Raw genomic sequence first — 15,160 nt, forward strand, 5'->3', positions numbered from 1 at the left:
CCGGTCCTGGAACCACGGACCGTTCGAGCTCGTTGAAGATCCGAAGGGGGCAAAACCGTACACACTCCTCACGACTACGCCCCCGAGACCGCTCAAATCGCCCATGAGCCTAGCTCTCTTTCGGTCACCCGCCGGCCGCTCGGCCGCTCAGCCCCCGAGCGCCTTGCGCAGCCTGCCCGCGTCCACCCGCCAGAAGGTGTGCTGCTCACCGTCGACGAGCACAACCGGAATCTGCTCCCAGTACGCCCGGTTCAGTTCCTCGTCCCGTGTGATGTCCTTCTCCTCCCACGGCACGCCGAGCGCCCCGCACACCTCCTCGACCACGGCCCTCGCGTCGTCACAGAGATGACAGCCCGGCTTCCCGATCAGCGTGACCAGTCGCTCTTCGGGCTTCCTCTTCGCATGCGTACGTCGCAACAGGGGACTCATACCGCCATTCTCGCCCGACCGCCGCGTAACACCGGCGCCCCGGAGAGTTCACGCCGACGCATCCCGGCAGGTCCGGAAGTACCGAACAGACTGGCTATGCTCACGACATGGCCGCACTGGGATGGCTCACCCCCCGCAGGCGCTCGGCGACAGCCCGGAGCGTACTGGCGGGAGAGGCAGCAGCCGAGGCAGCACGCAAGACGTCGCAGGAACAGCAGGAGCTTGAAGAACTGCACGGCCTCCTCGCGACGCCGTCCGGCGAGCCCGCGGAACCGGAACCGCCGTTCCCCGTCGTCGGTGACGACCGGGCCGCCGCGTTCTTCGACCTCGACAACACCGTCATGCAGGGTGCCGCGATCTTCCACTTCGGCCGCGGCCTCTACAAGCGGAAGTTCTTCCAGCGCCAGGAGCTGGCCCGCTTCGCGTGGCAGCAGGCATGGTTCCGCCTCGTCGGCGTCGAGGACCCCGAGCACATGCAGGACGCACGCGAAAGCGCGCTGTCCATCGTGAAGGGCCACCGCGTCTCCGAGCTGATGTCGATCGGCGAGGAGATCTACGACGAGTACATGGCCGAGCGCATCTGGCCCGGCACCCGCGCCCTCGCCCAGGCCCACCTCGACGCGGGCCAGAAGGTCTGGCTGGTCACCGCCGCCCCCGTCGAGACGGCCACGATCATCGCCCGCCGCCTCGGCCTGACCGGCGCCCTGGGCACCGTCGCCGAGTCCGTCGACGGCGTATATACGGGCAAGCTCGTCGGCGAGCCCCTGCACGGCCCGGCGAAGGCCGAGGCGGTCCGCGCCCTCGCCGCCGCCGAGGGCCTCGATCTGGCCCGCTGCGCGGCGTACAGCGACTCCCACAACGACATCCCGATGCTGTCGCTCGTCGGACATCCGTACGCGATCAATCCCGACGCGAAACTGCGCAGGTACGCCCGCGAACGCGAGTGGCGGCTGCGCGACTACCGCACCGGCCGCAAGGCCGCCAAGGTCGGCATCCCGGCCGCCGCCGGGGTCGGCGCGATCGCCGGCGGCACCGCGGCGGCCATGGCCCTGCACCGCCGCCGCCGCTGACGGCACGCCCAGAGCACGCCCCCGGACACGCCTCCGAACACGCCCCCCGGAACGACCGGGGGCACCGGCCGGGGCGCGTCGGCCCGCCGCTGCGCAATCCGGGGTCCCTACCCCCTCCTGGCTCCCGCCAGTCCCGTCACTTTCACTCGGGCACAACACATCCAGCAATCACGCAGATTACGAAGTGATCCGATCAACAACTGATCACCAACTGCTACTGGAACCGTCGTCTAGACGTAACAGAAGCGACGGAATCGATGATTTTAGCAACTGGGTGTAGCGCTGCCTGTACGAAGCGTTATTCTCCTCAGACGCATACCGGACCCCACCCGTCAGCACGACGAGTGACCGGTCTAGCACTGAACGTGTTGGAAGCTCTGCCTCTGGGAGTCCCGTGTACCCACACGTCGGGGTTGACGCCTCGGGCCTGGCTACGCTGCGCGCAACGGTCGTGGACCGCTTGCGCGGCTTCGTCCCCACCGCGTACGCCGTCCCCGCCCTTGCCACCCCTGCACTTGTCGGCCCCTGCTATGCCCTGGCCGACGGCGGTGCGGCGGTCGGCAGACGCAGCCGCGGCGCCGGCTCGGGCACCGGCACGTCCACCGCCCGTCGGCCCAGCGCCGACAGCGACAGCGCACGCATGATGGACCTCGTCGAACGCGCTCAGGCCGGCGAGGCCGATGCGTTCGGCCGCCTCTACGACCAGTACAGCGACACGGTCTACCGCTACATCTACTACCGCGTCGGCGGAAAGGCGACCGCGGAGGACCTGACGAGCGAGACGTTCCTGCGCGCCCTGCGCCGGATCTCGACGTTCACCTGGCAGGGCCGCGACTTCGGCGCCTGGCTGGTCACGATCGCCCGCAACCTGGTCGCCGACCACTTCAAATCGAGCCGATTCCGTCTCGAAGTGACCACCGGCGAAATGCTCGACGCCAACGAGGTCGAGCGCAGCCCGGAGGACTCCGTCCTCGAATCCCTCTCCAACGCGGCTCTCCTGGAAGCCGTCCGCAAGCTCAACCCGCAGCAGCAGGAGTGCGTGACCCTGCGCTTCCTCCAGGGCCTCTCGGTCGCCGAGACGGCTCGCGTCATGGGCAAGAACGAGGGGGCGATCAAGACCCTCCAGTACCGGGCCGTCCGTACGCTCGCCCGCCTCCTCCCCGACGACGCCCGCTGAAATCGCCGACCCATCCACCCGCCCGCGCCCACCTCACCCACCGACCACCGACACGCGCCCGAGCGCGCCCGCCGATCAGCCGACACGGTCACCGTCGGTCACGTCGCCATGACCCTCCATGACGTTGTGGTCGGATCATCCGTCGCGCGTAACCCAAGTGCCGACACGCTCGTTGTGCGGGATGCAGGCTCCCTGCGGTCACGCCATGTCCGCAGCCACTCACTCGATCGTGTGGATGTGCTCATGGCGTGCAACCTTCCGGACCCCCAGGGGAGTCGATCGTCATGACGAGAGGAGGTGCCGCCAGTGATCGCGAACGTATCGGCGCACCGGCGGGCGAACGCCTTCGCCCAAGCGCTGGAGGCACAGACGCCCCAGGGCACGGCGGCAGATCAGCCCGAAGAAACGGCCGAAGGGCCAGAGCCCGCACGGCTTTTGGCCCTGGCGAACGGTCTCGGCGCACTGCCGTCACCGGAGTTGGACCCCGAGGTCAAGGTCGTCCAGCGGGCCCAGCTCATCGCCGCCATGGAAGCGATGGTCGCCGAAGGCGGCGTGCCGACGGGCCCTACGGTGCCCGAGCAGCGGACCGGACGGGGCAGCCACCGGGCCTCCCCGCTCCGGAAACTGCGCCCGCGCTCCCGCTGGTCGAAGGGCATCGCTGCGGGCGGACTCACCGTCGGTGTGGCCGCGGGAGCCTTCAGCGGAGTGGCCGCTGCGAGTTCCGACGCCCTGCCGGGTGATTCGCTGTACGGGCTGAAGCGAGGCATGGAAGACGTCAAGCTCGGCATGGCCGGCGACGACGCCGACCGTGGCGAGATCTATCTCGACCAGGCTTCGACCCGCCTCATGGAGGCGCGCCGCCTCATGGAGCGCGGCCGGGCCGCCGACCTGGACCACGAACAGCTGGGGGAGGTCCGGCGCACGCTGAGCGGTATGACGCACGACGCCGGCGAGGGCCACCGCCTTCTCACCCGGGCCTACGAGCGTGACGGCTCGATCGGTTCCATCCAGGCGCTGTCGTCGTTCGCCAAGTCGCACCGCCAAGCGTGGAGCAGCCTGCGCGAGAGGCTGCCCGTACAGCTGGCCGACGTGGGCGACCAGGTGAGCTCCGTCTTCGACGCCATAGACGAAGAGGTGGCCCCGCTCCAGTCGCTCCTGCCGCGCGCCCCGAAGTCGCCCGAGAACCACGACCGCCCCAGCGGCTCCACCCAGGACCGCACGGGCACCCCGGGAACGGACCGTCCCGCCCCCTCCACCAGCACCTCCGCGGGCGGCCGGACGGGCGACGACGCCAAGCCGAAACCGTCGTCCCCCCGCAGCACCGCCAAGGAGGAGGGCCTCCTCCCGGGCGCCCCGGGCGACCTCCTGGACCCGCCGTCCGCCGACACCCCGGCCCCGTCGTCACCGTCCTCCAGGGACAAGGGCGGCCCGAACACCCCGCCGGTCCCCGACGTCACGGTTCCGCCGCTGCTCCCCGGCATCCTCCCGGGCCTCGGCATCGAGGAGGAGAACGCGCCGTAACCCGCCGCGACCCGAACCAGGCAACACCGTGGGCCCGCTCTCCACCGGAGACCGGGCCCACACCTTTGCCTTCCGCTGTCCGTACTCGACGCTCAGAAGAAGACGGACCGCCGCTGCACCAGCAGCTTGTACAGCGTGTGCTGGATCTGCTCCCGCACCTGATCCGTCAGGTTGAACATCAGCATCGGATCCTCCGCCGCCTCCGCCGGATACCCGTCCGTCGGAATCGGCTCACCGAACTGGATCGTCCACTTCGTGGGCAGCGGCACGGCTCCCAGCGGCCCGAGCCACGGGAACGTGGGCGTGAGCGGGAAGTACGGGATGCCCAGCACCCGCGCGACCGTCCGCGCGTTCCCGATCATCGGGTAGATCTCCTCGGCCCCCACGATCGAACAGGGCACGATCGGCGCCCCCGCGCGCAGAGCCGTGGAGACGAACCCGCCGCGCCCGAACCGCTGGAGCTTGTACCGCTCGCTGAACGGCTTCCCGATCCCCTTGAAGCCCTCCGGCATCACCCCGACGACCTCACCGCGCCGCAGCAGCTCCTCCGCGTCCTCGGCACAGGCCAGGGTGTGCCCGGCCTTGCGCGCCAGCTCGTTCACGACCGGCAGCATGAACACCAGATCCGCCGCCAGCAGCCGCAGATGCCGCCCGGCCGGGTGGTTGTCGTGCACGGCGGCCTGGAGCATCAGCCCGTCGAGCGGCAGCGTCCCCGAGTGGTTGGCGACGATCAGCGCCCCGCCCTCGGACGGGATGTTCTCGATGCCCTTGACCTCGACCCGGAAGTACTTCTCGTACAGGGGCCTGATCATCGACATCAGGACCTTGTCGGTGAGCTCCTCGTCGTACCCGAACTCGTCGACCTCGTAGTCACCGGTGAGCCGCCGCCGCAGGAACGCCAGCCCGCCGGCGATCCGCCGGTCCCAGCCGCCCCCGCCGCCCGGGTTCGCCGTGGGCTCCTCCGGCGCCACCGGAGCCGGCTGCGCGAGCGCCGCGTCCTCGGGCGCCGCCTGCTGCTCGGGTACGGGCGCCAGCGGGCCGCCCTTGCGCCCGGGAGGCCGCTTCCCCCTGGACTCCTTGGCGGCAGCCCCGGCACCGGCGCCACCGGCACCGGCGTCCTTGGACTTGGGCCGGACCCGCCGGGTCCGCGGATCATCACCGAACGGGATGACCTTGGCATCGGCCATGTCAGGTGCGCTCCTTGCTAACGAGAGTGGAGAGCCGGTCGACGGTACGGGCAAGCCGCTCGGGCGGCAGCAGCCCCGCGCCCCGGCTGCGCGCGAAGTCCGCGAACGCCTCCGCGGTCGTGTACTTGGGCTCGAAGCCCAGCGTCTCGCGCATCTGGGTGGTCCTGACGACCCGTCCGTGCGTCAGCAGCCGGATCTGCTCGGGCGAGAAGTCGGTCACCCCGACCGTCCGCAGCGCGGAGCCGACCCAGGTGACGGCGGGCAGCAGCACCGGTACCGTCGGCCGGCCGAGCCGCCGCGAGCACTGAGAGAGCGTCACCACACCGTCGCCGGCGACATTGAACGTCCCGCTGTTCATGGTGCCGCGCCGCGGATCGTGCGAGGCGATGCGCAGTACGTCGATGACGTCGTCCTCGTGCAGGAACTGCAACCGGGGGTCGTACCCGAACACCGTGGGCAGCACGGGCAGCGAGAAGTAGTCGGCCAGCGGCGAATCCGCACAGGGCCCGAGAATATTGGCGAACCGGAGCACGCACACGGCCACGTCCGGCCGCCGGCGCGCGAAGCCGCGTACGTACCCCTCGACCTCGACCGCGTCCTTCGCGAAGCCTCCGCTCGGCAGCGACTTCGGCGGCGTGGTCTCGGTGAAGACGGCCGGGTCGCGCGGCGCGGACCCGTAGACGCTCGTACTGGACTTCACGACGAGCCGCTGCACGGTCGGCGACTTCTGGCAGGCCCCGAGGAGCTGCATGGTGCCGATGACGTTGGTCTCTTTCACCGACGTACGGCTGCCACCGGTGCCCAGCGGCGTTCCGGTGACGTCCAGGTGCACGACCGTGTCGACACCGTGCTCGGCGAGAACGCGAGCGACAGCGGGCTGGCGGATGTCCGCCTGAACGAAATCGGCGCCTCCCAGGTGGTGCTCGGGCGGGATCGCGTCGACGCCGACCACCCGGTCCACATCGGGATCACGCTGGATACGCCGTACGAAACGGCCGCCCAGCTGCCGGGCCACACCTGTGACGAGCACGACCTTGCCCAAGATCAGCGCCTTCCCTCGGTCTCCCCTAGCGCCACCGTAGCGGTTGGACGTTGCGCTGTGATGACCGCGCGGCGCCCGAAGTGACAGCAGACACACATGGGCTACACGAACCGCCCGCGCCGTACGGGTCACCCGGCCCCGGACAGGCGCCACAACGCACCACAGCCCTCCCACCATGACGGTGGAAGGGCTGCGGATACACGTACAGCGGCCGCTTACTTCTTGTTGCGACGCTGAACGCGGGTGCGCTTGAGCAGCTTGCGGTGCTTCTTCTTGGCCATCCGCTTGCGCCGCTTCTTGATAACAGAGCCCACGACTACCCTCGCTCACTTCTCTTCACTCGGTGCGGGGCGTCTGGGCCCACACGACCTACGAGGGCCTAGCCTACCCGCCACCGGGAGAGGGACGTAATCCGAGGCCGCCGTCAGGCCGATTCCACCCCCACAAAGGACTCTCGGAGGTACTCGTGAACCGCTTGCTCCGGAACCCGGAAGGACCTGCCCACCCGGATCGCCGGCAGATGACCGCTGTGCACCAATCGGTACACGGTCATCTTCGACACTCGCATCACCGAGGCGACTTCCGCCACGGTCAGAAACTTGACCTCGTTGAGAGGCCTCTCGCTGCCAGCAGCCATGACCCACCTGTACCTTCCGCACCCGACGCGCACCGGCTTCCCCTCCGGTGACTCTTCGTCGTTGTGCGCTCACTCCCAGACTAGGGGCGGGTGATACGAGTGGGGAAGAGGAGCAGCGATCCGACGCCTACCGTGACAGACACGCTCGATTGAGTACATAGCGAGTAAGCGGTCGGTAGTAATCGGACCGCACGGCATCATCAAGCGGAACGGCGACGGACACCCGCCCCTCGGCTTCTCCGACGAACAGCGCGGGATCGTCCGTATCGGCCAGTCCAATGGCCTCGAACCCCAACTGACCTGCACCGCAGACCCATCCGTGGTCCCCCACGACGAGCCCCGGAAGGGGCCCGTCACCCTCCCCGGCAGCGGCGAGCGCGACCCTGACCGGGAGGGGCGAATGACTGTGTGCGCCGGTATCACTCACGGCGCCACGCGCGCCGGGTTCTCGCACCAGCGCGACTCCTCGTACGTAGTCAAGATTGTGCGTACGTACTCCGAACCGGGTCGTTATGTCGACACATCGCCCCTGCGCCGGGGTGAGGACAAGGCATCCCGCCGCCGACAAGGCGTCTGCGAGATCGGCGTAGAACCCGAGTAACCGATGGGGATGTCCGGTCCCGAAGAGCACCGGAACCCCCCGTGCGGCGGCTTCCCCGAGCCGCCCCGCGAACTCCTCCAGGCCGGCCAGCGTCCGATCGGGGTCGATCACATCCGCCCCACTGACACACCCGGGGTCGCCGGACACCCCGCACCTGTCGGCCATCAGGGCCATCACGTCGAGTTCGTCCCAGGCCCGTTCGGGGTCGAGCCCGAGCAGCACCCCGGGGTCCCGCGCGGCGAACAGCCGGTAGCTCCGCAGGCTCGCCTCCCGGGAGGTGGCCACGGTCCCGGCGAGCCGGGCCGCCAACAGATGCGCACGCAGAGCGCCGGTACTCAACACCCTGCCGATGCTCCCTCACCCCCACCCCCCTTTCCCCCAAAACCCGCGACAGACCCCACACTTGGCGTAACCCACCCCCGACCGCGCACCCACAGCACCGGGAACGGACGCACCGCCCCCACCCCCGGGCCTCGCACCCCACAGCACCGGGCAGCCGCACCGTCCCCGCCCCTGGCCGCGCACCCCACGCACGTGGCGGCCGCACCGTCCCCACCCCTGGCCGCGCACCCCACGCACCGGGCGGCCGTCGCCGTCCCCACCCCCGGCTTCGCGGGCCACGGTGCCGGGAGGGGACGCACCGGGGCGCTCCCCGCAGGGTGTCGAACGCAACCGCCCAGAAGCACGCCGAGTACCCGAATTGTTGGGCACCCGAGGAGACGCCACGGGGCGTCACCGACCCCCGACCCCCGCACCCCGGGCCGACGCCGGCCCCCAGCCCCCGCCGCCCCCGCCGCCCCGCCGCCCGCTAAGCCAACAACCCCCGCAAGGGAAACGTCGCCCGCCGAGCCGCCAGCACCGCCTGGTCCAGCCGGTCCGCCGGGTCGTACCCCGCGTCCCACGCCTCCCACGTCGGCGTCACTCCGTCGGTCATCCGCCCCGGCCCCAACTGCCGCGTACGCGCGTACACTTCATCCCGCCAAGACGCCGGAATCACAGACTCCGGATCAACCGGCCGATGCGCCGCGATCCCCACCAGATGCGTCCACGACCGCGGGACGACGTCCACCACCGCGTATCCCCCGCCGCCCAGCGCGACCCACGCCCCACGGTCCACGTACGCGTGCGCCAGGTCATGACACGCCGTCTGCACCGCCCGCTGCGCATCCAGCGAGACCGCCAGGTGCGCCAGCGGATCCTCGAAATGCGTGTCCGCCCCGTGCTGCGTCACGAGCACCTGCGGCCGGAAATCCGCCAACAGCTCCGGCACGATCGCGTGGAACGCCCGCAGCCACCCCGCGTCCCCCGTACCCGCCGGCAGCGCCACATTCACGGCCGAGCCCTCGCCCGCACCGCTCCCGCCCGTCTCCTCCGGCCACCCGGTCCCGGGAAAGAGCGTCCGCGGATGCTCGTGGAGCGACACCGTCAGTACCCGGGGATCGTCCCAGAACGCCGCCTGCACCCCGTCCCCGTGGTGCACGTCCACGTCCACGTACGCGACCCGCTCCGCCCCCAGCTCCAACAGCCGCGCGATCGCCAGCGACGCGTCGTTGTAGATGCAGAACCCCGCCGCGGTCCCCGGCATCGCATGGTGCAGCCCGCCCGCGAAGTTCACGGCGTGCGCGGCCTCACCCCGCCAGACCGCCTCCGCCGCCCCCACCGACTGCCCGGCGATCAGCGCCGAAGCCTCGTGCATCCCGGCGAAGGCGGGATCGTCGGCGGTCCCCAGCCCGTACGCCTGGTCCGCCCCCCGCGGGTCCGCCGAAGCCGCTCGTACGGCCGCCACATAGTCCTCGCGGTGCACAAGCCGCAGCGTCGAGTCCCCCGCGGCCCGCGCGGCGACGACATCGACCGCCCGGTCGAGCCCGTAAGCCCGTACGAGCCCCATGGTCAGGTCGAGCCTGACGGGGTCCATCGGGTGGCTCGCCCCGAAGTCGTAACCCGTTACCGCGTCATCCCACATCAACCGCGCGCGCCCGCTCATGCCCGCCACCGTATCGGTCGGTCCCGGACGCGAACGACCGGGCGTACACCAGCGTCACCAGCACCAGAACCATCGGCACCAGCATCGCCCCGCGGTAACTCCACGCGTCCCCGAGAGCCCCCACCAACGGCGCGCCCACCAGGAATCCGACGTAATTGAAGACGTTCAGCCGAGCCACGGCCGCGTCGCTCGACGCCCCGGGAAAGATCCGCCCCGCCGCCGCGAACGTCTGCGGCACGATCACGCACAGCCCGAACCCGAGCATCGTGAATCCGAGCATCCCCACGCCGACCCCCGGCGCCCCCGCCACCACCGCGAAGCCGCCCGCAGCCAGCAGCGCCCCGGCCCGCACCACCGCCACCGCCCCGAAGCGCCGCACTCCGAAGTCCCCGACGGCCCGCCCCACCAGCGTCGTCACCATGTAGACGTTGTACGGAAGAGTCGCCGTCTGCTCCGACGATCCGAGTACGTCCTCCAGATACTTGGCACTCCAATTGGAGACCGTCGAGTCCCCGATGTACGCGAACGTCATGACCAGACACAGCGGCAGCAACAACGTGAACCCGACCCCGGACCCGGCCGCCTTCCCTTCCCCGCCTCCCCCTACCGCGACGCCGGCCTCGGCCACGGCGTCGGCATACCACCGGCTACCGGCGAACGCCGCGGGCAGCAGCACAGCCACGACCGGCAGATACGAGACGAGCAGCGTCAGATCCCAGTGCGCCCCCACCCACGCGAGCGACGCCCCCGCGATCCCGCCAAGGCTGTACGCCGCGTGGAAACCAAGCATGATGCTGCGCCCGTACGCCCGCTGAAGGTTCACGCCCAGCATGTTCATCGACGCGTCCAGCGCGCCGACCGCCACCCCGAACACCCCGAGACAGACGGCCACTTGCCACATTTCACTACCGGCGGCCACTCCGAGAAGCGCCAGCATGACCACCGGCTGCGACCACCGCAGGACGAGGCTCGGCCGGACCCGCTTCACGCACTGCTCGGTGGCGACGCTGCCCACGCCGGCCAGGATCGGCACGGCGGCGAGAAAGAGGGGCAGCAGCCCGTCGGATATCCCGTACCGGTCCTGGATGGCAGGCAGCCGCGTCACCAGCAGCGCGAACGCCACACCCTGCGCGAAGAAGCTCAACCCCAGGGAAGCCCTGCCGTGCCGTAGGCGCGCGTCTGTCATGGCCGCACAGCGTAGGCCCGTCACCTACTCTGGGGTAGATCGATCAGGCCAGCAATTCCCGCAGTCGCCCCAGCTCCGAGAAGCAACCAGTCGCCCCCGCGAGTCTGTCGGCCGGAGTCATGGCGGTGAAGCCGTACACGTCCATCCCCGCCGCCCTGGCCGCTTCGACCCCGAGCGGACTGTCCTCGACCACGACACACCGCTCCGCCGGCACGCCCATCCGTTCGGCGGCGTGCAGGAAGAGGTCCGGCGCCGGTTTGCCACGGCCGACGTCCTGGGAACTGAAGATCCAGCTGTCCTCGAACCACTCGTCCAGCCCAGTCACCAGATGCCCGACCCTGATCCGCTCGTGGCTGCCGGAGGACGCGAGACAGTACGAGACCCCGTCCTCCACCAGCTGCCCGAGCATCTCCTCCGCCCCGGCGACGGGCTTCAGCTCCCGCTCGAAGGCGGCGAAGATGCGGGCGTGGAGGGTCTTGTCGAAGTCCTCGGGCAGACGCTGGCCCGTCCGCTCCAGCACGAGATCGTGAATCCGGTGCACGGCGGAACCCATGTAGTCGCGGATCGAATCCTCGTACGAGGTGGGGTGCCCCAGCTCGCTCAGGTAGGCGGCGAGGATCGTGTTGGAGATCGGCTCGCTGTCCACGAGGACGCCGTCGTTGTCGAAGATGATGAGGTCGTAGCGCATGACTTGACCTTAAACGCAAAAAAGCCCCGGCCCCCGGACATAAGTCCGGGGGCCGGGGCGTAAAAATTGTTCGGCGGCGTCCTACTCTCCCACAGGGTCCCCCCTGCAGTACCATCGGCGCTGAAAGGCTTAGCTTCCGGGTTCGGAATGTAACCGGGCGTTTCCCTAACGCTATGACCACCGAAACTCTATGAAGTTGAACAAACCGGAAACGGCACAGTTCGTTACTTCAGAACTAACACAGTGGACGCGAGCAACTGAGGACAAGCCCTCGGCCTATTAGTACCAGTCAGCTCCACCCGTTACCGGGCTTCCACATCTGGCCTATCAACCCAGTCGTCTACTGGGAGCCTTAACCCCTCAAAGGGGGTGGGAATACTCATCTCGAAGCAGGCTTCCCGCTTAGATGCTTTCAGCGGTTATCCTTTCCGAACGTAGCCAACCAGCCATGCCCTTGGCAGGACAACTGGCACACCAGAGGTTCGTCCGTCCCGGTCCTCTCGTACTAGGGACAGCCCTTCTCAATATTCCTACGCGCGCAGAGGATAGGGACCGAACTGTCTCACGACGTTCTAAACCCAGCTCGCGTACCGCTTTAATGGGCGAACAGCCCAACCCTTGGGACCGACTCCAGCCCCAGGATGCGACGAGCCGACATCGAGGTGCCAAACCATCCCGTCGATATGGACTCTTGGGGAAGATCAGCCTGTTATCCCCGGGGTACCTTTTATCCGTTGAGCGACAGCGCTTCCACAAGCCACTGCCGGATCACTAGTCCCGACTTTCGTCCCTGCTCGACCCGTCGGTCTCACAGTCAAGCTCCCTTGTGCACTTACACTCAACACCTGATTGCCAACCAGGCTGAGGGAACCTTTGGGCGCCTCCGTTACTCTTTAGGAGGCAACCGCCCCAGTTAAACTACCCATCAGACACTGTCCCTGATCCGGATCACGGACCGAGGTTAGACATCCAGCACGACCAGAGTGGTATTTCAAGATTGACTCCACACACACTGGCGTGCATGCTTCAAAGTCTCCCACCTATCCTACACAAGCCGAACCGAACACCAATATCAAACTGTAGTAAAGGTCCCGGGGTCTTTCCGTCCTTCTGCGCGAAACGAGCATCTTTACTCGTAGTGCAATTTCACCGGGCCTATGGTTGAGACAGTCGAGAAGTCGTTACGCCATTCGTGCAGGTCGGAACTTACCCGACAAGGAATTTCGCTACCTTAGGATGGTTATAGTTACCACCGCCGTTTACTGGCGCTTAAGTTCTCAGCTTCGCACGCCCGAAAGCGCACTAACCGGTCCCCTTAACGTTCCAGCACCGGGCAGGCGTCAGTCCGTATACATCGCCTTACGGCTTCGCACGGACCTGTGTTTTTAGTAAACAGTCGCTTCTCGCTGGTCTCTGCGGCCACCCCCAGCTCACGGAGTAAATCCGATCACCAGTGATGGCCCCCCTTCTCCCGAAGTTACGGGGGCATTTTGCCGAGTTCCTTAACCATAGTTCACCCGAACGCCTCGGTATTCTCTACCTGACCACCTGAGTCGGTTTAGGGTACGGGCCGCCATGAAACTCGCTAGAGGCTTTTCTCGACAGCATAGGATCATCCACTTCACCACAATCGGCTCGGCATCAGGTCTCAGCCTTAACGAGGGACGGATTTACCTACCCCTCGGCCTACACCCTTACCCCGGGACAACCACCGCCCGGGCTGGACTACCTTCCTGCGTCACCCCATCGCTTACCTACTACCACCTTGGACCGGCGGCTCCACCACTTCCCTTTGCCCGAAGGCTCCAGGACGGCTTCACGGCCTTAGCATCAATGGATTCGATACTGGGCGTTTCAAAGCGGGTACCGGAATATCAACCGGTTGTCCATCGACTACGCCTGTCGGCCTCGCCTTAGGTCCCGACTTACCCTGGGCAGATCAGCTTGACCCAGGAACCCTTAGTCAATCGGCGCACACGTTTCTCACGTGTGTATCGCTACTCATGCCTGCATTCTCACTCGTGAACCGTCCACAACTCGCTTCCGCGGCTGCTTCACCCGGCACACGACGCTCCCCTACCCATCCACACTCCCGTTGGGGATATATGTGTGAATGACACGACTTCGGCGGTACGCTTGAGCCCCGCTACATTGTCGGCGCGGAATCACTTGACCAGTGAGCTATTACGCACTCTTTCAAGGGTGGCTGCTTCTAAGCCAACCTCCTGGTTGTCTCTGCGACTCCACATCCTTTCCCACTTAGCGTACGCTTAGGGGCCTTAGTCGATGCTCTGGGCTGTTTCCCTCTCGACCATGGAGCTTATCCCCCACAGTCTCACTGCCGTGCTCTCACTTACCGGCATTCGGAGTTTGGCTAAGGTCAGTAACCCGGTAGGGCCCATCGCCTATCCAGTGCTCTACCTCCGGCAAGAAACACACGACGCTGCACCTAAATGCATTTCGGGGAGAACCAGCTATCACGGAGTTTGATTGGCCTTTCACCCCTAACCACAGGTCATCCCCCAGGTTTTCAACCCTGGTGGGTTCGGTCCTCCACGAAGTCTTACCTCCGCTTCAACCTGCCCATGGCTAGATCACTCCGCTTCGGGTCTAGAGCGTGCAACTCAATCGCCCTATTCGGACTCGCTTTCGCTACGGCTTCCCCACACGGGTTAACCTCGCTACACACCGCTAACTCGCAGGCTCATTCTTCAAAAGGCACGCAGTCACGACGCATTGAGTAAACTCAATGCGCGACGCTCCCACGGCTTGTAGGCACACGGTTTCAGGTACTATTTCACTCCGCTCCCGCGGTACTTTTCACCATTCCCTCACGGTACTATCCGCTATCGGTCACCAGGGAATATTTAGGCTTAACGGGTGGTCCCGCCAGATTCACACGGGATTTCTCGGGCCCCGTGCTACTTGGGTGTTGCACAAGCAAGCCGTTGATGTTTCAGCTACGGGGGTCTTACCCTCTACGCCGGACCTTTCGCATGTCCTTCGCCTACACCAACGGTTTCTGACTTGCCCAACAGCCGGCAGACTGTTGAAGTGCAATCCCACAACCCCGTATGCGCAACCCCTGCCGGGTATCACACGCATACGGTTTGGCCTCATCCGGTTTCGCTCGCCACTACTCCCGGAATCACGGTTGTTTTCTCTTCCTGCGGGTACTGAGATGTTTCACTTCCCCGCGTTCCCTCCACATACCCTATGTGTTCAGGTATGGGTGACAGCCCATGACGACTGCCGGGTTTCCCCATTCGGAAACCCCCGGATCAAAGCCTGGTTGACGGCTCCCCGGGGACTATCGTGGCCTCCCACGTCCTTCATCGGTTCCTGGTGCCAAGGCATCCACCGTGCGCCCTTAAAAACTTGGCCACAGATGCTCGCGTCCACTGTGCAGTTCTCAAGCAACGACCAGCCACCCATCACCCCGCCCTTACGGACGAGTGCACTGGGGCCGGCATCGCGAAGATATAGACCAAATGGTCCGTACCCTCAGATACCCAACAGCGTGCCCGACCCGGTCAATCCGAACTGTTTTCCACGCCGAAGCAGTACTAACAGTTCCAACCAACCGTGCCGAGTAGTCAACGTTCCACCCATGAGCAACCAGCACCGGACGTTCGCCG

12 protein-coding genes and 2 rRNA genes are annotated in these 15,160 nt (G+C 66.9%); 3 read left to right on the forward strand and 11 right to left on the reverse strand.

All coding sequences use genetic code 11. The features are described from left to right. Positions 1–147 precede the first annotated feature (147 nt). Entirely contained in the window at positions 148–429 is a 282-nt protein-coding gene (locus AS594_RS15440; protein ID WP_069927588.1) for a glutaredoxin family protein, read from the reverse strand. A gap of 107 nt (positions 430–536) precedes the next feature. Here AS594_RS15440 and AS594_RS15445 point away from each other — a divergent pair, with 107 nt between their 5' ends. From AS594_RS15445 to AS594_RS15455, 3 genes are all read left to right on the forward strand, one after another. After that, complete coding sequence (locus tag AS594_RS15445) at positions 537–1,499, forward strand: HAD family hydrolase (protein ID WP_069927589.1); 963 nt, start codon at positions 537–539, stop codon at positions 1,497–1,499. Between the two features lie 394 nt (positions 1,500–1,893). Beyond that, positions 1,894–2,676: an ECF subfamily RNA polymerase sigma factor, BldN family gene (locus tag AS594_RS15450; protein WP_069927590.1), complete on the forward strand. Its 783-nt coding sequence runs from the start codon at positions 1,894–1,896 to the stop codon at positions 2,674–2,676. A 306-nt stretch (positions 2,677–2,982) separates the two neighbouring features. After that, positions 2,983–4,197, forward strand: coding sequence for a DUF5667 domain-containing protein (locus tag AS594_RS15455; protein ID WP_069927591.1), 1,215 nt, complete (start codon positions 2,983–2,985; stop codon positions 4,195–4,197). Positions 4,198–4,289: 92 nt separating this feature from the next. Here the strand turns inward: AS594_RS15455 and AS594_RS15460 are convergent, their stop codons facing one another. From AS594_RS15460 to AS594_RS15500, 10 genes are all read right to left on the reverse strand, one after another. Next, on the reverse strand, positions 4,290–5,384 hold the full coding sequence (locus AS594_RS15460; protein ID WP_069927592.1) for a lysophospholipid acyltransferase family protein: 1,095 nt from the start codon (positions 5,382–5,384) through the stop codon (positions 4,290–4,292). 1 nt (position 5,385) lies between these two features. Then, the gene (locus AS594_RS15465) at positions 5,386–6,426 is read right to left on the reverse strand and encodes an NAD-dependent epimerase/dehydratase family protein (protein WP_069927593.1); all 1,041 of its coding nucleotides are present in this window, start codon (positions 6,424–6,426) and stop codon (positions 5,386–5,388) included. A gap of 215 nt (positions 6,427–6,641) precedes the next feature. Beyond that, the gene (locus tag AS594_RS41080; protein ID WP_003948845.1) at positions 6,642–6,740 is read right to left on the reverse strand and encodes a 30S ribosomal protein bS22; all 99 of its coding nucleotides are present in this window, start codon (positions 6,738–6,740) and stop codon (positions 6,642–6,644) included. A gap of 110 nt (positions 6,741–6,850) precedes the next feature. After that, positions 6,851–7,063, reverse strand: coding sequence for a helix-turn-helix domain-containing protein (locus AS594_RS15470; protein ID WP_014046653.1), 213 nt, complete (start codon positions 7,061–7,063; stop codon positions 6,851–6,853). Positions 7,064–7,190: 127 nt separating this feature from the next. Continuing rightward, positions 7,191–8,006 (reverse strand): phosphatase, encoded by an 816-nt coding sequence (locus AS594_RS15475; protein WP_069932838.1) that lies wholly within the window; start codon positions 8,004–8,006, stop codon positions 7,191–7,193. A gap of 466 nt (positions 8,007–8,472) precedes the next feature. Further along, positions 8,473–9,648, reverse strand: coding sequence for an acetoin utilization protein AcuC (locus AS594_RS15480; RefSeq protein ID WP_069930531.1), 1,176 nt, complete (start codon positions 9,646–9,648; stop codon positions 8,473–8,475). Then, positions 9,617–10,834 (reverse strand): MFS transporter, encoded by a 1,218-nt coding sequence (locus tag AS594_RS15485; protein ID WP_069932837.1) that lies wholly within the window; start codon positions 10,832–10,834, stop codon positions 9,617–9,619. Before AS594_RS15485 ends, AS594_RS15480 begins: the two co-directional genes overlap by 32 nt. Before the next feature lie 43 nt (positions 10,835–10,877). Continuing rightward, complete coding sequence (locus tag AS594_RS15490) at positions 10,878–11,522, reverse strand: HAD family hydrolase (protein ID WP_069927596.1); 645 nt, start codon at positions 11,520–11,522, stop codon at positions 10,878–10,880. Positions 11,523–11,590: 68 nt separating this feature from the next. Next, a 5S ribosomal RNA gene (gene rrf, locus AS594_RS15495) occupies positions 11,591–11,707 on the reverse strand. A gap of 74 nt (positions 11,708–11,781) precedes the next feature. Then, positions 11,782–14,906: ribosomal RNA gene (locus AS594_RS15500) — 23S ribosomal RNA — on the reverse strand. Positions 14,907–15,160: the final 254 nt, after the last annotated feature.

This window comes from Streptomyces agglomeratus, from assembly GCF_001746415.1.
GTDB lineage: Bacteria > Actinomycetota > Actinomycetes > Streptomycetales > Streptomycetaceae > Streptomyces > Streptomyces agglomeratus.

Bases quoted from the DNA above. Each gene is read 5' to 3' on its own strand.
- AS594_RS15440 (WP_069927588.1), bottom strand. From the start codon at position 429: ATGAGTCCCCTGTTGCGACGTACGCATGCGAAGAGGAAGCCCGAAGAG.
- AS594_RS15445 (WP_069927589.1), top strand. From the start codon at position 537: ATGGCCGCACTGGGATGGCTCACCCCCCGCAGGCGCTCGGCGACAGCC.
- AS594_RS15460 (WP_069927592.1), bottom strand. From the start codon at position 5,384: ATGGCCGATGCCAAGGTCATCCCGTTCGGTGATGATCCGCGGACCCGG.
- AS594_RS15470 (WP_014046653.1), bottom strand. From the start codon at position 7,063: ATGGCTGCTGGCAGCGAGAGGCCTCTCAACGAGGTCAAGTTTCTGACC.
- AS594_RS15480 (WP_069930531.1), bottom strand. From the start codon at position 9,648: ATGAGCGGGCGCGCGCGGTTGATGTGGGATGACGCGGTAACGGGTTAC.
- AS594_RS15485 (WP_069932837.1), bottom strand. From the start codon at position 10,834: ATGACAGACGCGCGCCTACGGCACGGCAGGGCTTCCCTGGGGTTGAGC.
- AS594_RS15490 (WP_069927596.1), bottom strand. From the start codon at position 11,522: ATGCGCTACGACCTCATCATCTTCGACAACGACGGCGTCCTCGTGGAC.